At 45.8% G+C, this 21,700-nt stretch carries 16 protein-coding genes; 9 read left to right on the top strand and 7 right to left on the bottom strand.

Features of this window, described 5'->3' with window-relative positions; genetic code table 11:
- Positions 1-101: 101 nt before the first annotated feature.
- Positions 102-662 carry a transcriptional repressor gene (locus tag H6F73_RS07100; protein WP_190758065.1) on the bottom strand — a complete coding sequence of 187 codons (561 nt, stop codon included), beginning with the start codon at positions 660-662 and terminating at the stop codon, positions 102-104.
- Positions 663-1,721: 1,059 nt separating this feature from the next.
- Between H6F73_RS07100 and H6F73_RS07095 the strand changes: the two genes are divergently transcribed.
- A complete protein-coding gene (locus H6F73_RS07095; RefSeq protein ID WP_190758064.1) occupies positions 1,722-4,202 on the top strand; it encodes a WD40 repeat domain-containing protein in 2,481 nt (826 codons plus the stop codon).
- A gap of 23 nt (positions 4,203-4,225) precedes the next feature.
- Here the strand turns inward: H6F73_RS07095 and H6F73_RS07090 are convergent, their stop codons facing one another.
- The 4 genes from H6F73_RS07090 to H6F73_RS07075 form a co-directional block, all read right to left on the bottom strand.
- A complete protein-coding gene (locus tag H6F73_RS07090; protein ID WP_190758356.1) occupies positions 4,226-5,629 on the bottom strand; it encodes a response regulator in 1,404 nt (467 codons plus the stop codon).
- Positions 5,630-5,794: 165 nt separating this feature from the next.
- A complete protein-coding gene (locus H6F73_RS07085; protein ID WP_190758063.1) occupies positions 5,795-8,557 on the bottom strand; it encodes a response regulator in 2,763 nt (920 codons plus the stop codon).
- Positions 8,558-8,570: 13 nt separating this feature from the next.
- Positions 8,571-9,479 (bottom strand): phosphate/phosphite/phosphonate ABC transporter substrate-binding protein, encoded by a 909-nt coding sequence (locus tag H6F73_RS07080; protein ID WP_190758062.1) that lies wholly within the window; start codon positions 9,477-9,479, stop codon positions 8,571-8,573.
- 540 nt (positions 9,480-10,019) lie between these two features.
- Positions 10,020-10,361 (bottom strand): hypothetical protein, encoded by a 342-nt coding sequence (locus H6F73_RS07075; RefSeq protein ID WP_190758061.1) that lies wholly within the window; start codon positions 10,359-10,361, stop codon positions 10,020-10,022.
- 945 nt (positions 10,362-11,306) lie between these two features.
- Here H6F73_RS07075 and H6F73_RS07070 point away from each other — a divergent pair.
- The 8 genes from H6F73_RS07070 (at position 11,307) to H6F73_RS07035 (ending at position 19,901) form a co-directional block, all read left to right on the top strand.
- Positions 11,307-12,392 carry an HMA2 domain-containing protein gene (locus tag H6F73_RS07070; protein WP_190758060.1) on the top strand — a complete coding sequence of 362 codons (1,086 nt, stop codon included), beginning with the start codon at positions 11,307-11,309 and terminating at the stop codon, positions 12,390-12,392.
- Positions 12,393-12,675: 283 nt separating this feature from the next.
- A complete protein-coding gene (locus H6F73_RS07065; protein ID WP_347239484.1) occupies positions 12,676-14,880 on the top strand; it encodes a heavy metal translocating P-type ATPase in 2,205 nt (734 codons plus the stop codon).
- Between the two features lie 214 nt (positions 14,881-15,094).
- Positions 15,095-15,388, top strand: coding sequence for a DUF5132 domain-containing protein (locus H6F73_RS07060; protein ID WP_190758059.1), 294 nt, complete (start codon positions 15,095-15,097; stop codon positions 15,386-15,388).
- Positions 15,389-15,491: 103 nt separating this feature from the next.
- Positions 15,492-15,815 (top strand): DUF5132 domain-containing protein, encoded by a 324-nt coding sequence (locus H6F73_RS07055; protein WP_190758058.1) that lies wholly within the window; start codon positions 15,492-15,494, stop codon positions 15,813-15,815.
- Positions 15,816-15,951: 136 nt separating this feature from the next.
- The gene (locus H6F73_RS07050) at positions 15,952-16,539 is read left to right on the top strand and encodes an HMA2 domain-containing protein (RefSeq protein WP_199330443.1); all 588 of its coding nucleotides are present in this window, start codon (positions 15,952-15,954) and stop codon (positions 16,537-16,539) included.
- A gap of 538 nt (positions 16,540-17,077) precedes the next feature.
- The gene (locus H6F73_RS07045; protein ID WP_190758057.1) at positions 17,078-17,650 is read left to right on the top strand and encodes a hypothetical protein; all 573 of its coding nucleotides are present in this window, start codon (positions 17,078-17,080) and stop codon (positions 17,648-17,650) included.
- A gap of 80 nt (positions 17,651-17,730) precedes the next feature.
- Positions 17,731-19,557: an HMA2 domain-containing protein gene (locus H6F73_RS07040; protein ID WP_190758056.1), complete on the top strand. Its 1,827-nt coding sequence runs from the start codon at positions 17,731-17,733 to the stop codon at positions 19,555-19,557.
- Positions 19,558-19,601: 44 nt separating this feature from the next.
- Positions 19,602-19,901 carry a DUF5132 domain-containing protein gene (locus tag H6F73_RS07035; protein ID WP_190758055.1) on the top strand — a complete coding sequence of 100 codons (300 nt, stop codon included), beginning with the start codon at positions 19,602-19,604 and terminating at the stop codon, positions 19,899-19,901.
- 252 nt (positions 19,902-20,153) lie between these two features.
- Here the strand turns inward: H6F73_RS07035 and H6F73_RS07030 are convergent, their stop codons facing one another.
- Both H6F73_RS07030 and H6F73_RS07025 read right to left on the bottom strand, forming a co-directional pair.
- Entirely contained in the window at positions 20,154-20,921 is a 768-nt protein-coding gene (locus tag H6F73_RS07030; protein ID WP_190758054.1) for an opioid growth factor receptor-related protein, read from the bottom strand.
- Between the two features lie 48 nt (positions 20,922-20,969).
- Positions 20,970-21,695: a queuosine precursor transporter gene (locus H6F73_RS07025; protein WP_190758053.1), complete on the bottom strand. Its 726-nt coding sequence runs from the start codon at positions 21,693-21,695 to the stop codon at positions 20,970-20,972.
- Positions 21,696-21,700 lie beyond the last annotated feature (5 nt).

The following is a 21,700-nucleotide window of genomic DNA, read 5'->3' as shown; positions in this document are numbered from 1 at the left end:
AAAAGCGCAGAGGAGCCAACTAAGCGTTCCTTTGCGCTTTTTTGTCTAAAAAGGGGAGTTTTTTAACGGAGTTTATCACCGGCATGACTTTTGACGTTGGCTTAGTGTGCAACCTCCTCCGCATGGAGTTCATGGGTGTGGAGTTCGCTTTCATCCCAGGGATGTGCTTCCATTTGAGAGCGTGGGCATGACCAATTACTCGGCAGCAAAGAAGGCCATCCCTGGCGCAATGCTTCCGGACAAATGGTATGAATGGTTAGCTGACAGTCAATCATCTGCAAGCCGGATTTTTCTGCTTGTTTTAAGCCACTTTTTAAAATCGTGTCATTTTTGAATTCAATCGTTTTGTTGCACTGAATGCACACCAAATGATGGTGGTGATGCGGATATGGCTGATTGAGTTCATAATGTTTATGGCCTTCAGCAAGCTCCAGTTCACGCAAAAGCCCCATCCGTGCCATCAACTTCAGTGTCCGGTAGATGGTGGACAGGCTAATTGCTTCCCCACGACGTTGCAGCAGATTGTAGAGATCCTCCGCACTCAGGTGGTTGCCCCTGGGAAGATTTTGAAAGACGTGCAAAATAGTCTCTCGCTGGGGCGTCAGACGCCACCCCCTCGAATTGAGTTCGGCTTTCAATGAAGTTGCTGTGTAGAGAGCCATAATTATCTTCCCAAATAGGTCTCTTTATTGAAAATCATAGCGATTTTTGCATCTAATTTTCAAGAAAAGAGGCTAATTGATAATGCTTCGCATTACCTAGTTGGCTCAACAACTTGTCATTGAGGGTGCCGGCAGGTGCTGTGCTACTGGGTGATGGGAAGAAGCTGAAGTTTTAAGGGGACAGGACTGGGGGCTGAGAAGCACTGCTGTGGGGAGATTCAGCCAAATGTGATGACGTACGCATATTGGCTGGTGTTCCATTCAGCTAGGGCTGATGGCCATACAGTGCAGCCCTAGCGCCTATTGAAGATTCAATACTCCCGATTCTCAGACTTGATGAATGAGATGAAAGGGAAACTGGCTGAGTTCGACAGATGTTAAGCATTAAATTGAAACGAGTTGAACCCGAAACAGGGTCTTGTCCAGAACATCTGCCGGCCCTAACTCAAAACTATTCGTGTGCCTTCCTCTGTCCATGTCACAGAAACACAGAGAGGTTAAAGCCTATTGATGTGGGCACAAAGATTTGTAATAATTGCTTGACTTATAGACAATAATCTAATTTTTGTTTTTAATATAAAAATTGATGACTGAACCAAACTAGCAATAAGTTCAGCATATAGATTGTATTTAATTGCTAAATACTTGCAATAAATTGCCGAAAATGCCTAACTAGGTCAACAAAGTCTGTTTTTAAACCAAGCTGATAGTGGCGAGGATGGTTTAGTTTAAAGGATGAGCCGGCTAAACTTGTCCTCAACTTTTCAGGGTGTCAATTTTTCCGGCAATGATGGGTGAAATATCCTAAATTACCCAATCGCGGCGACTTCAGAACAATTGAGACAAGAAATTGTTTGCGATTAAGCCGGCACAAAATAAAGGTGTAACGAATTGGCTAGAGTAATCTGGCTGACTGCGGTATTTACACGTTTAGGATTACTATATCTGTTTGGGGTGGCACTAAAATTGCAGGGTAAGGTGCCGGCACCAACGCTTTAACCAAATCTTAAGGCAATTTAGCAACGCAACGAAAGCCGATTACTCATCATAAAGGTAGTTATGGAGCAATGGATTAAGTTACTCATCGAATATGCGGTGCCTATTTTTAACACTTTAATGTATATGAGGAACGGTCAACCGTTAAGCACTATACATATTGAACTGGATGAGAAACACCGGCAAGCGCAGCTCATGCTGGAATATTTAGGAAATGATTCCCATGTAGAAGATAAAAATGGGCAATCTTTTGCGAAAAATCTAGCGAAACTGGGACTTGAATATAGTGGAGAAATTCAAGAATTCATCCAGAGTGCTAGCTGGGCAATTCAGCAAAACAGCCAGGAGTATCAGCAATGGCGTTTCGCGCAAGAGAAAGCCTTTCAGCAGCAGCTAGCGACTTACAACCGCGAGACACAAATCCAACTGGCAACCGAAAGACGAGAGATCGCACTCAAATTGCCTGAAGTTGAGAAAATTCTTGATAGCTGGCCTCTGCGACTACTGCCTTCGCAAATTCTCAAATCCCACACCGGCAGCGGCCCGATTCCGTTACGAATTATTGTCGCACCTCCCAACTTAGAAAGATTGGCAGCAACGTTTGAGGATCAGTTGGGACAAGGGCCGGTGATTCCCAACATTGAGCCAAATTTAGCTCAAGGACTGCGAGAATTTCTCAGTGAACATTATCCGCTACACAGCCAAATTAGACCCACAGAATTTTTAGGTGGTGCTTGGGACAGCCGGCGGTTTCAAGGTGAATCTAGCATTAAAGCACTATTTGGGATGCTTAAATCTGAACCAACTTTAATATTGGAGTCAGAAATTGAGGGAGATTTCTTAAATTTCCGCATGGCTTACTGGGGTTTATCCCAAGACAATTACTGTTATGAAACGATTGTTAAGCTTCCTTACCGGCACCTGATTTATGAGTCGGCAAAAACGCGAGCTTTGAAATGGAAAGCAACGCGAGATAAACTGCTGGCGATGGGAAAAACTTTTGTAGAGATCGATAAATTGGGTGGACAAAATGCGATTAACCTAAAAATTTTAGAAGAAGAAGAGGAATTGAAACAAGCCGGCATAGATGTGAGCGAACTATCGTTTGCTTATCAAATTAATAGCAAAGATTTTGAAGCAGTTAGTCAGTTATTAACCAGTTGTCACTGTTTAGTTGCCGGCTGGATGGCAGATGTTCATCATTTGGTTTATCATGACGTTTCCCCGCGATTGCCAGAACTGTTACCCCATGTATTTCAAGAAGGCGCTAACCAACAACTGCTGAAACAGGTAATGCAAGCTGCTGTTTCTAGCTATCAAGATGTCTTGAAAACGTTGGCGTACGAGCGCCCTTATTGGGTGCCAGAAATGGCTGTGAAATTAGCGAAAAGTCTCACGCAACTGCCCGATAAATCTTGGGCGAAGGAGCAAGTGGAATATTCCCTAACGTCTTGGCTGGAACAGCGGCAGCTACCCCAGCCGGCAGGCGTGAAAGCCTTAGAGGCGATGAAGTCTGCTGTGGCGAAAGAAGATCGGGAGTATTTGGAGCAGCTGAAGGAATGTTTGGAGGCTTTGGGGGATGATCAGGCGGTTGCCCAAGTGGAGAACCTGCTGAGCGGGATGGCCAGTTTCACGGGGAAATTCAACCTGGAAAAACTTGTTCTGTCGCACAGTGTCAGCGGGGTTTCAGGCCGGCCCACCGGCATCGCTATTAGTCCAGATGGTCAAGTGTTTGGCGGTGGGGTTGAGAAAAATATAATTGGACTTTGGCATCTAAAAACCGGCCAGCAGACTTATCAGTTTACAAGTCATGCCGGCCAAGTGTTGACCCTCACGATCAGCCCAGACGGTAAAATTCTCGCCAGTAGTGATAAAACTGAGCAGAGAAGTCATATTTATATCTGGGATCTGCACTCTGGCAAATTGCTTCGCACTCTGTTCGGACATAAAAAGTCAATTCACGCTCTCGCACTTAGTCCGGATGGCGAAACTTTAGCTAGTGGCTCTCACAAAGTCAAAATTTGGAACCTACAAACCGGGGAGCCGGTGCGGACGTTATTCGGCCATAAAGAGTGGGTTTATTCTATAGCAATTAGTTCCGATGGCGAGACGCTGGTGAGTGCCAGCGCGGATAAAACGATTAAAATTTGGCACCCGAAAACTGAACAGTTGCGCCATACATTGAGAGGTCATTCAGGGTCGGTTTATTCAGTGGCGATTGCTCCAGATGGGGAGACGTTGGTGAGTGCCGGCGCGGATAAAACGATTAAAATTTGGAATCTACAAACCGGCCAGCTAGTACGCACGCTCAGCGGTCATTCGGGAGCGGTTTATTCGGTGGCGATTGCTCCAGATGGGGAGACGTTGGTGAGTGCCGGTGCGGATAAAACCATTAAGATTTGGAACCTACAAACTGGCAAAGAATACCATACGCTTGCAGGTCATTTGGATGTCGTTTATTCGGTAGCAATCGCGCCTGATGGGAAGACGCTGGTGAGTGCCGGTGCGGATAAAACCATTAAGATTTGGGGGACAATTGTTTAGTTAAAAAGACTGAGTTGTAATGATTATTCTGGCTGATTGATGGGAATTTCTAGTACGAATTGTGTTCCTTGTCCGGGTGAAGAAATACATTTGATCCGGCCTCCATGTTTTTCTTCGACAATTTCACGACTAATAGACAAACCCAAGCCGGTGCCTTTGCCAACAGGTTTCGTGGTAAACATTGGCTCAAATAGATGCTTTTGAGTTTCTTGAGTGATGCCGGCAGCATTGTCTTTTACCCGGATATCGACATAGTTTCCTTCTAAAACTTCTGTGGAAATCCAAATCGTCGGGGTGTTCTTTGCAGTTCCTTCAATGACTGAAAGTTGGCCGTTAACTACTGCTTCTTCCAAGGCATCAATCGCATTGGCGAGAAGATTCATAAACACTTGATTGAGCTGGCCGGGGTAGCAGTTCACTGCCGGCAAGTTGCCATATTCTTTAATGACTTCAATCGCCGGGTGATTGCTACAGGCTTTAAGCCGGTGTTGCAAAATTAATAGCGTACTGTCTAACCCTTCGTGAATATTTACCGGCACCTTTGATGAGGTATCCGTTCGGTAAAAGTTTCGTAAGGAGACACTTAAAGAACGGATACGCTCAGTCCCAAATTTCATTGAATTGAGGATTTGAGGAATGTCTTCTACTAGATACTCTAACTCAATGTTTTCTGCGTGTTCTGCAATTTCTGGCAATGAATTTGGGTACTGGCGCTGGTAGAGTTGCAAGTGATTAATTAAGTCTGTACTCGCGGTTACCATGTGTGAAAGATTGCCAGAAATCGAGCTAACAGGGTTATTGATTTCATGAGCCACACCGGCTAACAACTGACCGAGTGTTGCAAGTTTCTCGCTTTGAATGAGCTGGATTTGTGTTTTTTGAAGGTTTTGCAACGCGTTTTTCAGTTCTAGCGTCCGCTCGTCTACCCGTTGTTCTAACTGCTGTGTGAGTTCAATTAGGGCGACTTCTGCTGCCGCACGCGCTTCTACTTCCCGAATCAGTTGTGCGTTTTGCGCTGCAAGTGTTTTGGTCATGTTTCGCAGTTTCAGGTGCAGCCTCACTCTAGCTAACACTTCTTCCTGCTGAAGCGGCTTGGTAATGTAATCGACTGCCCCTAGAGAAAGCCCTTTGACCTTATCTACTGTATCCGAAAGGGCTGTCATAAAAATTACGGGAATGTCTTTAGTTGATGGAGAAGATTGCAGCCTGCGGCACGTTTCAAACCCATCAATTCCCGGCATCATCACATCTAACAAGATGATATCGGGCGGATCGTATTCTACTTTCCGAAGTGCGCTTTCGCCATCTCGCGCCACCCAGACTTCAAGGCCGGCTTCATCTAGAAAATCGGAAAGTACGCCTAAATTTGCTGGATTATCATCAACGATCAGTACAATTCCGGGTTCTTGGCTGGATTCATTGCTCATATCAGCTATTGAGGCAAAATTGCTAAGAATCATAGAACTCTCTCTTTCATTTTTTGCCAGCTTTTGAAAGACAAATTTTTAAGCGTGTGAGTTGATATACTTTTTTACATTAACCCTCACTTTAATTTAATTATAGATTCTTTGCAAGGAGAGGAAAGTTCCCAATCAGCCAGACACTTCTATCTTTTCATTTCTGTACCGGCTGAGAAATTCACTTAGCTCTTGCTCCTGAAAACTTTTCGCATATAGGCGTACCTGAGCCAGAAAGGGGAGAAATTTTTCATCCGACTGTTCTAGCAAAGCCGCCTCCTTGAGAACCCCTTTCATATTGCCTCGCACTGCTAGCTGAAACAAAGTTTCTATTTGCTCAGGCGAGGGGGAAATCAATTTAGTTTTTGTCAATACTTCTTTACAATCCGCAGCGGGCACTTGAGCGGGAAGCCTTAATTCTTTATAAAACAATTTCTGTCCTAAATGGCGCTGTAACTTTTCTAACAAATCCTTTGCCTGTACCGGCTTTGCCAAAAAATCATTAGCGCCGGCTTCTAAACTTTGGTGCTGGTCAGTTTTAAACACGCTGGCAGATGAAACAATAATCACCGCATCCTTCAACTGTGGGACTCGGCGAATTTGCTGGGTTAATTCCAATCCGTCCATCCCTGGCATCGCCAAATCGGTGATAATGACATCGGGCTGAAACTGAGCCGCTTTTTCTAACCCTTCTTGACCGTTACCGGCTTCTGCTATTTCAAACCCAATGGGTTCTAGCAAATTGATAATAACCGAGCGATTTTCCCATTGATCATCCACGATGAGAATTTTTCGCTTGCTGCCGGTAATTTCTGCTTCAGGGACTGAGGGAAGGTTGGGTGTAAAGTTGTTGGAGGGAATTATTTCTTGCTGTTGCGCCGGCTGTTTTTGGAAGGTCTCATAAATCCATTCAATTTGTAAATACTTTTGTAATTTCTCAAGTAACTGCTCCCCTTGAATTGGCTTGGGAATAAAATCATTGCCACCGGCTTCTGAACTTTTGTGCTGATCTTTAGCAAACACACTAGCAGATGAAACAATCACAACTAAATTTTTAAGCTGTGGAGACAGTCGCAGCCGACGCATCATTTCAAACCCATCAAGTACCGGCATCACTAAGTCGGTAATCATCAAATCAGGCTGAAATTGCAGCGCTTTTTCTAAACCTTCCTCACCATTGCTTGCCTCTGCTACTTCAAAGCCAATCGGTTCTAGCAAATTCACAATCACAGAGCGATTTTCCCATTTATCATCCACCACCAGAATTTTTCGCTGATTGCCAGTGAAGCTAATAATTTTTCCTTCTTCAGCTACTTTGGCTGTCTCTGTCCAGTTTGTAAGAGCCGGCAAATCTAAATCTATCCAAAAAACGCTTCCCTTCCCCAGCTCACTTTGGACTTGAATGCTACTGTCCATCATCTGAACAATCTTTTGGCTAATTGCTAAACCCAAGCCGGTGCCTTCTGCTTGCTTTTCGCGATCTCCCACTTGTTCAAAAGGCAAAAATATATTTTCTAATTGCTCTGGACTCATGCCAATGCCGGTGTCGGTGATTTGAAACCGAATTTTATAATTTATCTTTTCTCTTTTATTATTTTTTAAGACACCAAGCGCTTCATTTTCTTGACTGATGCCGGTGGGGTAACGCTCAATCACACTCACTTGAAAATTTACTCCACCTACGCTTGTAAATTTAATGGCATTGCCCAGTAAATTAATTAAAACTTGTCGTAAGCGTTTTTCGTCAGCATGGATGGCAATGGGCAGTTTTGTCGTGGTTTGATAAACAAAGGCAATCTCTTTTTGTTCAGCTCTAATTCGGCAAATTTCCTCTACTCCTTGCAAAAAAGACGGAAAATGAAAATCGCTGTTGTCCAGTTCCATTTTTCGGGCTTCAATTTTAGACAAGTCTAAAATGTCATTGATCAGGGTTAGTAAGTGTGAACCGCACTGATAAATAATATCTACGCCATCGCGTTGTTTGCCTGCTAAGTTTTTACTGCGTTGGAGAATTTGGGCATAACCCAAGATGCCGTTGAGAGGCGTTCGCAATTCGTGGCTCATATTAGCCAAAAACTCGCTTTTTGCCCGGTTAGCCGCATCCGCTGCTTCTTTTTTTACCTCCAAGGAGCGATAAGATTCGGCAAGCGTTGCTGCCATTTGGTTGAAGGCATTTGCTAGCTGTTCAATCTCATCTTTTGTCTGAATATCTAAGCGATAATCTAAATTGCCGGTGCCAATTTGTGCCGCCCCTAGCTGAAGCTGTTGGATTGAACGAATAACCGGCAGTAATATCAATACTAGCTGAGCGATAAAAATTAAAAGAATAATTACAATAATAATTTGTCTTTTGGAGCGGGTTGTTTGCTTGAAGTGGTCGAATTCTTCCTCTTCTAGAGCATCTTGTTCTAGAAGCTGATCAGCCAAGAAATCTAAATATAGGTTAATGTCTTTTTCAAAAGAATTGATCGTTCTAAAGTCCTGCTGTGATTGAGTGAGGCCAAGCGGTTTTTCCGAAGGCGGTCTATCGATAAGTCCGTTAGCTAAATCTAAGAGAAACTTGTGCCGGCGGCGAACCAGTTGCACTTCTGAAGCGGCCTGGGGCATTATATTTTCTAGTTTATCCAGTGCCTTCGTAAATTCAGACAAAGCTTGCTTGTATGCCCCCACGTTCGCAGCATCACGGCTCAAGAGAATCAGATCCTTCAGCGCCTTTACTTGGTCACTCAAAGACGCGTTGAGCTGAAGGATCGTATTTAAAGCCTGAGTAGTTCTTGCTCGGCTTGCTTGTGCGGTTTCTTCGGCTTGTCTAATGAAAATATCACCACCAATTAACAAAGAAGCAACCAGGCTGACTACAATTGCCGAAGAACCAATACACTTAGTTGTTATTCTCATATTTCACTTAATTTCACCTCGTGTTAATGCGCTTTTGCAGCTTTCGGATAATGTCGTAGTCAGAATCCTGTACAGACGTGTATCCAGCACCCACAGCCCCGGTAGGATCTACAAGTCCATCTGGGGCGTCGATAAGTGCCTTTTTTAAAGTATTTTTTAATTCAGGTGAAAGCTTACTAGAAGCTACTATTGGCAAGCTAGGAATTGGGGCAGATTCCCAAATAATTTTGTACTTTTCAGGATCTAACCTTCCTTCTTTTTGTTGTTCCGTGTATGACTGCTTATCCTCGGCAATCGCATCCACTTTCCCCTCTAGAAGCATCGCTTTTGCCTTGTCATGGCTACCCGCAAAAATGACTTCAGCAAACTCGCGTTCGGGATCAATACCCTTGTCTAGGAAGTGAGCCATTGGTACGAGATAGCCTGATGTTGATAATTTGTTCACAAAGGCAAATCGCTTGCCTTTCACATCTGCAATAGTTTTAATTCCCTGAGCGCTGTTAGCAATAATTACGGCTGTGTACCAAGGTCGTCCTGTGTGTTTGTTAATAGGAGCGGCAAGTGCCTCAACATTGGGATCGCGAAGACGCGCCTCGATATATGTGCTTGCACCGAGGTAGGCGAGTTCAACTTTTCCCTCTACGAGTAAATCAACCGCTGTTTTGTAATTTGGGGCTATTTGAAATTTGAATGGCCGGTTAAGTTTTTGTGTGAGGTAATCAGTCAAGGGCTTTAATTTCTCTTCCTGTTCTACGGAAACCTGCCAGGGAATGAGTGCCATATTGATGGTTGCCAGTTCATTCTCAGCCTGGCCGGCTGTTTCCTGAACGCTGCTTTTTGAACGTTGGGTTTCGGCTAACTTGGATGTTGTGCATCCTGTGAGAAATAATAAGGAGTAACTGACAAAATTACGTCGTTTCATTTATTTGTACAGCCTGTCTGTAATTGATGGTTTACACTTAATAAGGTTTTATGAAAAAGTCGTTAAATTTTATTAAGCTTTAGGTTGCATTTATAGAGTTTGAACAGGAGTTGGCCTGGTGCATCCCACATTGGCAAAAATATTAGGAGTGGGAGCATCTTGCTCCCTGAGATGGCAGACATCGGACAAATTGACCAAAATGGGCTGCACCTTGCGCTTGTAAAGTTTTGTCTCTCAGCCGAACCTAGGTTAGGACTTTAGTTTAATTAGCTTGACTTGGTGCTCACAAAGGGTGACAGTTAATTAACTGCTAAAACTATTCAATTATAATAACTAACGCTGTATCAATCAGCGGTAAATATACTTAAAGTCCTATCATTTATTCAATTCTTAATTTAAACTTAATGTTATGAATTAAGCTTAAATACTCTTTATGAAAAATAGAATTATTTAAACATTTATAACTTTTTCATCAATTCTTTTATCAGCACCGGCTTGAGAAAAAATTAGCAAAAAATGATTTAAAGTTATATTAATGATTCATTCGTAACAATTTAGCTTTAATCTAATAAGTTTTATCTGAGTAACTCTAGCGAACCCTTGGTAAGTAAGATTGCCGAGGAAAACTTTTAAATTACTCATCGAGATTGCTTGGAAGTATCCCACTTTTGGAAAAAGATTAATAGTTTGTGGAGCCGGCGTCTTATCTGCTTTGTCTGCCGGCACAAAGGTGATACCTCTTGCCTCCTGTCCTCCTGTCCCACAAGAAATCGATTTGCAAAATAGACAGACTGCCGATTGCTTGTCAAGTTTTTCTCTCTCTAAATTATGGGAATCGATTTTAGGATTAGTCTGCTTTTCAAAATGTTCATGGTGTGCCATAATCCGCAATTTTCCCTTTTGTCATCTATTCCTGACAATTTTCCCAGAGTCAGGCGTGACAAATGAATTAAAAGTTATTGCGACTTTTACACCGGCAGAGATGCCGGCAAGGAGTTCAGAGCGTGTGAAGTGTGCCTAAGCAAGGAAAAATTTAGGCAATTGCATTGCAAATAATCAGGGATAAGCACTGAAACAAAACCCGCATACTTTAAGTAACTTCGAGAGATTTTCAGCATATTCACTTAAAACATTTTGCTAAATTTGAGCGAAGAACCGCTTAGCTCGATCTCTCTTAATAACTCTTCAGTTTTGCCACTTGCGCTCAATAAATTCTCAATCTATAATCGAAAGTCTGGAGTTTAAAAGTCGCCAAAAAAGCTGTCAATCCTACCGCAGCTAATCTTCAACCGAAGAGGCAGCTTTGAACGAGAGCGCGATTTAAAGGCAAATCAAGAAAATTTTCTTAAATCCCTGTCTTAATCCAAAAATCGTGTTATATTAACCTAGTCTTAATCACAAGCTTAACCTGCTGTTTCCCTGAAATCCGTAGCCGGTGGCGTCGCACATAACAAGCGCCATGATTCGGATAGAGAGGGGGGGGTAAGCCGCCAGCCGAGGATGTCTCCTAGAACTTAGTGCAGACAGACTTGCAACAACGGTAATTCCAGTATGGGGAGGCTGCTTTCATCTCTTAATCTCTAGCCTGGGGTAAGGGGGGGCAACTCTTATGTCACACGTATCTGTGCTGGTGTCACACACCACAAACACTTCAAAATATTTCAGTTACTTTTTGCGCCGCAGCACAGGGATAAGCGTTGTGCGTATGAGGCGTTGATGGGATAGGAGGCGCAAAAGCCCTCCCACAATGCAACGCACGGGCTGAAAAGCTGTACAAACGCCAGACATCGGCACGTTTGTATAGGAAACGAAATCGGAGACAATTGAATGACTGAATTAAATGTGCAATGCCCGCAAACGGGGCTACAAATTGTGCACGCAATTCCTGGGCGCTTGCGGCTTCGTGCTGTAGGTAGCGCATCGGAATCGGCACTGGAAACGGTAGCGGAACTGCTGCGGCAACAAGAAGGAATATACAAAGTTAATATCAATCCCCAAACGGGAAGTTTGCTCGCCACTTTTGACGAGAACCGGCTGCCGTTGCAAAAGTTGCTGGGGATGCTAAAGCAACAAGGCGTTTCAGTGGCTCCTTCCCCGTCGGAAGATTTGCCGGTGCCGGAACTGTGGGAGCCAGTTTCAGCAGCTCTTTCAGCCACACAACTGGATTCTGCGATCCCGTTAATTGTGGGGATGCTAATCACGCAACGCTTGGGAATCCAGGGTTTGCCGGCAATTCCTTTGTATCTGATCGCTGCCGGCACAACCCGTCAGGTGATTGACGAGCAAGGAATGGGAGGATTGATCCAGCAACCACTCACCGCTGAGTCTTCCACCCAAAATTCAACCTCAGAAATTCAACACCGGCTGGTTCATGCAGTTCCGGGACGGTTGCGCTTTCACGTTCCCCGGCTGGCGGATGATGCCGTTTACACTCGCCGGCTCGAGCGGTTAATTGAATCGGCTGCCGGTGTCACCAGCGTGCGGGTGAATCAGACAACAGCATCACTGGTTGTGAGCTACAAAGCCGGCTCGGTATCACTCTTGCAAATGCAATCGCGTCTAGAAGCGCTGATTGAGCAAGCAAAGGTTGCGGGATTGCCGAAGATTCCTCAACCGGCAGACAGTACACCTGTCCCTATGCCGGCATCGGAATTGGCGAACGCTGCTGTGCCTTATAACGGGCGAGTTCAGCACTCCTCGCAGCCGGCACCCGAACCGACACTCGCAGTGTCAAACGGGCGAGTTCAAACTTTGCCGCCGCGCTCAAAGGCAGTCAGTCCTGTATCCGTGAAAATACCTCAAAGGTTAGTATTAACGAATACATCCTCGACACGTAAAAAACCTAGTTTTTGGGATAGCTACAAGCCGCCGGCGCTCAAAGCCTCCCTCGCCTTCTTAGCTAATCTTTACTAAAAAAAGATTACTCACTAAGGAATACGAGCCGCTTTCAAGTTTTAACCTTACGGAGGATTGAGGCTAGTAAGGTTAAAGCTAAATTAAGTAGCCTAAAGTATAAATTTTTACTCTTTATACCAAAGCTCTAAGATTCAGCGCCGAACCTCCAACCCCCAAACCGCACACCTTAGATGGAGTTGCATGAGATAGAGAAATGACACAAGCAATGGTAAAACTGGCACCGCAGGCAAACACAATATCCAGGGTGATATCTGCGGCTGAGAATGAGAAATCTGCTCTAGTGAACGGAAATAACCACGCAAAAATCGGCCATTCCGTAAAAAGTAATGGCAATAAAAAATCTGAGCTACTTGGGGTAGCTTGTAGTGTGGTTCACGCGGTTCCGGGACGGTTGCGGTTTCGGGTGCCTCGGCTGATCAACGATCCCGAATACGCGCATCGTCTGGAAGTGTTGGCTTCGTCTGCTGCCGGCGTCACCAGTGTCCGCATCAAGCCCTCAGCGGCCTCTGTTGCGATCTCATACAACCCGCAAGGGATTTCAGAAGCGAAGATGCGCTCTGCACTGGTCAGCTTAATTCAGCAGGCTAGCACCGCGATTTTACCACAAGAGTTGTCAAAAACCTCGAAGCAGGAACCAGAGAAAGCCGAGAGTAGCTCCTGGTCTGGACTGAAACTGCCGGTGTTGGCAACCACCTTAGCGATATTGGGTGGCCCATTCGGCTTACCGATCCCCGCCGTGTTGGTGGGTAGCACAATCGCGATGACAAGCCTACCAGTGGCGAAACGGGCTTGGGATAGCGTCCGCAACGACCGCAAACTGAATATTGACTTCCTCGATTTCTCAGCAATTGCGATCACCACGCTTCAAGGTCACTTCATGGCCCCATCGTTGATGTTGTGCCTGATTGAAGCGGGAGATGCGATTCGGGAACGCACCGCACGTTCCTCTGAGCGACAAACGCTGGATTTACTCGATTCCCTCGCTGATTTTGTCTGGGTTGAGCGCGACGGCGAAAAAGTGGAGATTTCGATCCACGACGTGCAGCGCGGCGATACGGTGATCGTTTATCCAGGCGAACAAGTGCCGGTGGATGGACGGGTGCTGCGCGGCAAAGCCACGATTGACCAACAAAAACTGACTGGCGAGTCGATGCCGGTGATTAAAGAACCGGGACAAGAAGTGTATGCTTCTACCCTCGTGCGCGAAGGACAAATTTACATCGTCGCGGAACGAGTCGGAAGTGATACCCGTGCCGGCCAGAGCATTAAGTTAATGCAAGATGCGCCGGTGCACGATACTCGGATTGAAAACTACGCCGCCAAAATTGCAGATCGGGCGGTTTTGCCAACGATCCTGCTGGCCGGCATTGTGTTTGGCGCAACCCGTAACCTGGCACGCGCCGCCGCCGTTCTCACCCTCGACTTTGCCACCGGCATTCGCGTTTCTGTCCCCACAACCGTTCTCGCTGCACTCACCTCGGCAGCGCGGCGCGGCATCCTGATCCGCAGCGGACGCGCCTTAGAGCAATTCGCCAAAGTCGATACCTTCGTCTTTGACAAAACCGGCACCCTGACTCAAGGCGATATTGCTATCTGTGGCGTAAAAACCGTGAATGGCATGACTGCTGAGCGGGTGCTGGAACTCGCCGCCGCCGCCGAACAGCGCTTGACACACCCCGTCGCCTCCGCTTTAGTGCGCTATGCCGAACAGCAAGGTGTTGCCCTGCTGCCACGCGGTGAGTGGAATTATGAAGTTGGTTTGGGTGTGCGTGCTGATATTGACGGCCAGACGGTTTTGGTGGGAAGCAAGCGCTACCTGAAGCAGGAAGGCATCTGCATGACTTGCCTGTATGAAGAACATCCAGACTTGCAAACCGGCTCACTGATTTATGTTGCCAGCGACGGCAAGTTACGCGGCGTCATTCAGTACACCGATCCCCTGCGTCCGGAAACCCTGGAAGTGATCGACGCCCTCCAGAACCAAGCCGGTATGGAAATTCATCTGCTCACTGGCGATAACTGGAACCGCGCCAAGGCTGTAGCGGCTGAGTTGGGCATTCCAGACGAGTGCACTCATGCCGAAGCATTTCCCGAAATGAAGGCAACAGTTGTGCGCCAATTGCACGAAGCCGGTCAAACGGTGGCGTTCATCGGCGACGGCATCAATGATTCTGCCGCCTTGGCGTATGCGGATCTGTCCATCTCCTTTGGCGATGGTTCCGATGTCGCCCGCGAAACCGCTGATGTGGTGCTAATGACGAATGATTTGCGAGGACTTGTGGAAGCGATCGCAATTGCCCGTCAGGCAATGGGGCTGATTCATCAAAACACCGGCATTGTGGCCATCCCCAACCTGGCTGGCTTACTGTTAGCCGGCACTGTGGGACTCAACCCAATGGCGGCAACCGTGGTGAACAACGGTTCCAGTGTGATTGCCGGCGTCAACGGTTTGCGCCCCCTGCTGAACTCGAAAACCGGCAGTTGAAGGGGCATGGGGCATGGGGAATGGGGCATAGGGCATGGGGCATACCTTCACGTTGGCGCAGCCTAACGCCCCTACGACGGAGAGAGGGAGAGAGGAAAAAAAGCACCTGATCCCTCATCCAATGCCCATACCTTTAGGTTGGCGAAGCCTTGCCCCATGCCCCATGCCCCATCCCCAAATTAAGTTTTTCTACTTTCAATGGAGGAAATGAATCATGTTATTTGGTTTAGACGATTTGTTTGAAGATTTTGGTCTTCCTGCACTTGTTGTCGGTGTCGGGGCGGCAATTTTAGCCCCTGTGTTGATTCCGGTTGGTAAGCCCTTAGCAAAATCAGCCATTAAAGGGAGTATTGCCCTTTATGAAAAAAGCAAGGGTGTATTTGCAGAAGTTGGAGAAGCTTTTGAGGATCTCGTCGCTGAATCTAAAGCAGAACTTGCTGACGCCCAAAATCAACAAGATTTGAAATCAGCCGCAATTCCAACTCAAGCCCATCCCGTAACTGAATGAGCCTGGAAATCGGGAGAAGGGAGCAACTTTTTTCTCTAGTTCCCTAATCCCGCCTTCCCAAATTTCCACTTTCAAAGTTTGCATTAAATAGGAGAACAAAGACATGGCAATCGGAGAATTTTTTGAAGAACCGGGCGTTTTATTAGAAGAAGCCGGCGCACCTGGTTTGGCGGTTGGTTTGGGTGCTGTATTGCTTGCACCTGTTTTAATTCCTTTTGTTGCCGGTATTGGCAAACCCATCGCTAAAGCAGCAATCAAAGGCGGCATTGCTATCTTTGAAAAAACCAAAGGCGCATTTGCCGAAGTAGGCGAATCTGTTGAGGATCTCGTCGCTGAAGCCAGGGCAGAAATGGCTGAAAAACAAGCGCAAAACATCGTAAACGTGGAAACCCATTCTGAGCCGACAACCGATTATCCCGGCAGCTAGAAAAATGGGGCGGGGGATGGGTAAGAACAACACTTCTTAATTCCCCCAACCCACTTTTCCCAAAAGTTTAAGGGTTCTCACTTTTAACCTTTTTCACCGTTCAAGTTATCTAGGAGAAAATTGTAAAATTATGAATATGGCTGCTGGAAATCATACTAAATTTTTACCGACGATGAATGGCTCGACTTTTAAACCCCTGACTCAACTGATCCACACTCGCGTTGTGAGTCAAACACCAGGCCGGCTGCGGTTAAAAGTGTCTGAACCCCACCGGAAACAGGGCGAAATGGCAGAAATTGTCAATGCTTTAAACGCGCATCCCAATGTTTCCGAAGTGCGGATGAATCCCCAAACTGGCAGCATTGTCGTCCATCACGACAATTATCACGACACCGTTGAAAATGTCTTCGCCAGTTTGCGAGATGTGGGCATAATTTTTGGCGATATCGTTCTCAGAAAATCGGTCGCCGCAAACGGAGTCACGGATGCCGTTAGTGATTTGAATCAGCGAGTCTCATCCCTAACACATGGGGTAGTAGATTTGCGGTTCTTGTTACCTGTGGGATTTGGAACACTCGCCGTGCGGCAGTTGATGGCGAAAGGGTTGCAATTTGATATTATTCCCTGGTATGTATTGGCTTGGTATTCGTTTGATAGTTTCATCAAATTGCACTACACGGCTGATCCGCACAAGAAGAATAACTATCAGCCTACCGGACGTTAATTAGCTATTTTTGACACCACGTTTGATGGCTGCAAAGTAGATTCTCCTCAAACCTGCGTGGTGTTGAAATCTCTGGCTGATAGCAAAAGCCGGTTAAAGCCGGCTGAACTAATAATTTCAAGTCGTCTGAAGACGACTTTCGCTATGAGACAGGGACTTAAGTCCCTGTCGGACTGTCGAATTTTGGGATTATCCCTTGCTTGTAACTCAAGCCGGTTTTAACAGCATCTAATTTTAATTTCTACTCGTCTTCAAACGACTTTCGCTATGAGGCAGGAACCCGCCAAGGGTTAAAACCCTCGGCTAATAGCCTAAGCCGGTTAAAACCGGCTGTTAATTTATAGTCGTCTTTAGACGACTTTCATTATGAGACAGGGACTTGAGTCCCTGTCGGACTGTCGGACTACGAATTTAATTAATTCTTAAGCAGTACAGTTCGATGTCCTTTTATTAGGAGTATTATGCCGCTCTAGCGACAGGGCATTTAATACTGTCGCCACTTAACTTGTCTTTGTAGTTTACAGGGGGTTAAATAAAAATGGTAAGTACATTTGAAATTCAAAAAAATTTGCAAAATGTTCTGGCTGAACACCCGATAACGGTTAAGACATATTTAACCAAAGATGAATTAATTATTGTGCTAAATCGCTCAAGACGCAAGCCTATTAATTATGAAAATGTTACGCGAATTGTTGAAACTCAGTTAATCGAGTGGCAGTTAGAGGGAATTAAAAAGCTTAAAATTTTTGGGAGAAGCACTCACCAAAATTATCCCGAATGGCAGCAGGTCATTGAAATTAATGCAAATCATTTGACCAAGAAATCTAATCGAAATCAAATCCACCTACCGGATACGGCAAAACTGATTCCAACGTTTTTCAAAACATTAACATCAAAAAAAGTTACGGCACAAGCCGGCAACCGATTGTACAGAATCAAGCTAGCGCTACTGGTGCCCGGTTTTTTAACTTTTCTTTACGGGATTTGGTTAATCTGCAATGCAGAAATGGCAGGATTTATACTATTTCTAATCACCGCAGTCTTAGCCACCGGCTTAGCAGTCGTTGAAGCGTTGGATGTCCTTTGCCAGGAAATGAACCGCAGAGACTAGCGAGAAAGCAAGGGTTTGCCGCAAAAAAGGAAAAACCCTTAAAAAACACAGGTGTCACCAAGTTGGAATGGAGAATGGTCATGGCTGAGCAGACAGCGCAAACCGAACAAAGCAAAATCCAAGTGGTGCACGCGATTCCGGGTCGTGTGCGGCTGCGCGTCACCGGCAAGGATATGGAGCCGGCATTGGATATCCTAGCGCAACAGCTACGGCAGGAAGACGGTGTTTATGAAGTGGGCACAAATGAGGCAACCGGCAGCGCAGTGATTGCCTTTGATGCCAACCGGCTACCCTTGGCACACTTGTTAGAAGGACTTCAGCATTGGGGAGTAAATGTCAGTATGACAAACATCGAAAGTGGTAACACAGTTACTGCAAGCAACACGCAACAACAGACGGCGAACCAGAAAGATCCGTTTGCGGCGTGGAAGTCACCCGCTTACTGGAAAAAGCAGGGCCGGTCATTCCTCCCCATTATTGCAGGACTAATGGTGACAAGAGGGTTCGGGCTGTTAGGCTGGAGAGCGCTGTTTGCCTATATTATTACGGCCAATACCACTCGCCAGATTATCGACCAACTGGACACGGAAACGCCAGTTATAGTGCCGGCAGCCAGTCCCAAAGCCGCCGCTACCATTCCCACTCCAAAATCGAATGGAAAATCAGCACCGGCACCTGTAGAAACGCCCTCGGTTGCGTCTGCTTCAGCGATCACCTATAAAATGATCCACGCAATCCCCGGACGAGTGCGGTTTGGGGTGCCTCGCATCGCCGAAGATCCTCAATATGCGCGGCGTCTGGAAAAGTTAATAGAATCCGCACAGGGTGTCACCGGCATTCGTATCAACTCGCAGGCAGCGTCTATTGCGATTACTTATGATATTCGTGCCGTTACCGATGTGGAAATGCGTTCCCATCTTGCCGAACTGATTCAATCTGCCGATGAGACAAAAGGTGTAAGCTACGTCGCTACAGCACCGGCACCCACTCTTACAGTCGTCCCGCCTATCCCGCAACCGGAACCCTCAACACCACCCCCACCGCCGGAACCTACTCTGACAAGCGAGATGCCTGTGTCACAACCGGCACCCCCAGCAAACGTCGAAACAGATGAGCCGGCAGACTCTCCACCTGATGATTTAGAAGGATCGAGTGACGACACGCAAGAGGCAACCGATGAGTCGGCACAGGTTGAACCTGTTGTTTTAGAAGCTGATAAAGAAATAGAACTGGCAACTGATGAGCCGGTTGAACCTGTTGCTTTAGAAGCTGACAAACAGGCAGAAGCAGCAAGCGATGAGCCGGCACAGGTTAAACCCGTTTCTAAAGGAGGCGGCAGTAAACCAAAAAAGGCACCGAATAAGCCGGCAAAATTTCAATCAGCTTTAGAAGTTGTTCATGAAGAATTTCACGCAGTTGCTGCACCCGATCAGATTGTGACTGAAGAGACGATGCATGAGCCGGCACTTTCGCCACCTGTCTTAGAAACTGCAATACAAATGTCCCAGGTTGTGGATGAGCCGGCACTTCCGCCACCTCTTTTAGAAACTGCAATACAAATGTCCGAAGTTGTGGATGAGCCGGCACTTCCGCCACCTCTTTTAGAAACTGCAATACAAATGTCCGAGGTTGTTGATGAGCCGGCACTTTCGCCACCAGCCTTAGAAGCCAATCTTGAAGAGACAAGCAATTCAATGCCGGTGCCTGAAGCATCAATTAAAGAAAAAGCTAGCTTGTTTTATTGCCTTAAGCAAACCGCTCGATCCACATTCCAGTTCTTAAACAAGGGACAACCCCTATACAACGCCTTAGCTTTAGGCTGGAGAGAGGCCGGCATGATTCGCTTAAAAGCGATCGCTTCGCTTCAGATGGACAACTCACCTGAGTTGGATCTCCGAGTTGAGTAAGCTATCCTAAATTGGATTCTGTAGAGTACAGGAGGAAAGGTTTTATGGCAATAAAGATCGGCGATCTGTTTGAAGATTTTGGCCCAGCCGGCATTGCAGCAGGCATCGGTGCGGTGATTTTGCTTCCAGTCGTAGCCGGTTTTGGGAAACCGCTAGCCAAAGCAGCGATCAAAGGTGGCCTTGCCGTTTATGAAAAGAGTAAAGGTGCTCTTGCCGAAGCCGGTGAAGTTTTTGAGGATTTAGTGGCAGAAGCAAAAGCTGAACTCGCTGACGAAGAGACAAATGGCCACATAGCCGTCGTTGAAACCCCACACGATAGCATCTCTACGATGCACCAAGGGTGAGCGAACAATTCCCAGCTTTCCGGGAAACTTTATCCTAAAAGCTATTTAAGAAGCCGATTCTCCCAGAAGAAAGCCGGCTTCTTAATTTTGTTTTTTCCATCTTTCTATAGCACTACGCATTAAAGTTAAGACGATAATATAATTAAAAAGAAAGTTCCAAGCCACCCAGAATAGGATGCCGGCACGCTATAGTTACCATTTCCGCTAGGGGGGGTAACAAGGAAGCTTCCTAGAGAATTGGTATAACTCCAATCATCTAATGGCATTTCTCCAGTAATTAAAACTTTCACTTCCAATTTTTTTGCCCTCTTGTTTGTAAATTTTTTCTAAACATTCAAAAAGAGCTTGTGCGTAGTTTTCCAATCCCAGAAGTTTTAGACAAGTTAAAATTCTAGTTAAGCGTAGGTAATTGTGATTCCCCAGATTAATCCATTCTTGTTTTCTTTCGCTGTAAGCCTCAGACCGGGTTATTTCTAGATTCTCACTATCAGGATTAAGACACTCTAACCCGTAGAAACTCAACATAACTTTTAGCGATTTAAGCAAATGAATTCTTAAAACGGTATTGGTTCTGAATTCTTGAATAATTTCATCATTTAATATGGGTGCTTTTCGGTTATACCGGCTTCTCTCTTGCAGGGGAAAAAGCCATTGAATGTAATCATGTTTATTTTCAAGCTTTTGGTAATTCCATGACCAAATTTCTTGAATCGTTCGCCCTTCTGAGTCGGGTTGTTGGCCGAGATAAAACCCCACAAGAACTTCGGCAATAACCCGAATCGCTAACTCAACTTTATCAGCATCAAGGGTAATTTCCAGATGGTGATTGCCCGGTTGCAGGAAGGCTATCTCAATTTGCCAAGTTCCTGCAGATGTGACGGCAGAACCGGCAATTTTAAATTGGCGATCAACGGTTAAAAACACTGTCTTACCGGCATCACCAAGATGGGCAGTTCCAGAAACAGAAAAACTGTTTTGAGCAATAATCGGTTCAGTCGGCGCTTCCGAGATTTTCAGCATTTTTTTAATCAGCTAGGTAAAAAGAATTGAGACGCTATCCTTTAACGGTTATTCCGACAATGACAGTGGATTAAATCGCGTATTGTAATCATAGGTATCTACCCGCTCTTGCCGCTTGAGGAAATTCACCACCCAGTAAGTTAAAGGCGTTGCAGCAGCCTCATAAATCGATTTAGCAAGCCACTGGGTAACAATGGCCGAAATTAGCTCAGAAGGCGGGATTGTGCCGGCAAAAGCCAGCGTTACAAACACCAGCGAGTCTAATGCCTGCCCCACCAGTGTTGAGCCAATGGTTCGCGCCCACAAAAACCGCCCTCTGGTTGCTATTTTCATTTTGGCTAAGATAAAAGAATTGGCAAACTCACCGATTAAATAAGCAAAGAATGACGCTAGCAACAGTCGAGGCGTGTAACCTAAAATGCGTGCATAGGCATCTTGTCCATCCCAAAATGATGCCGATGGCAACAACAAAGTGATCCAAATCGTGCCGGTGGCGATCAGATTGCAGAAAAAGCCTAGCCAAATCACCCGTCGCGCTTGCCGGTAGCCGTAAACTTCAGTGAGAACATCCCCGCAAATGTAGCTAATTGGGAAAATTACAATCCCTGCCGTTAGCACAAATCCAAACACATTAATCAGCTTGACAGCGATAATATTGGAAGTAATTAAACAAGTGACAAAAACCGTAACAATTAATAAAAACCAAGGAGAATATTTAGCCCCAGATGGGGAAGTTGGCGGCAACTCGCTGGGTTGTGAACCAGATGGTGACATTTTGG

The organism is Microcoleus sp. FACHB-68, assembly GCF_014695715.1.
Classification (GTDB): domain Bacteria; phylum Cyanobacteriota; class Cyanobacteriia; order Cyanobacteriales; family Oscillatoriaceae; genus FACHB-68.
The sequence above is the reverse complement of the archived record's forward strand: the minus strand, read 5'-3'. Positions and strand labels throughout refer to the sequence as shown.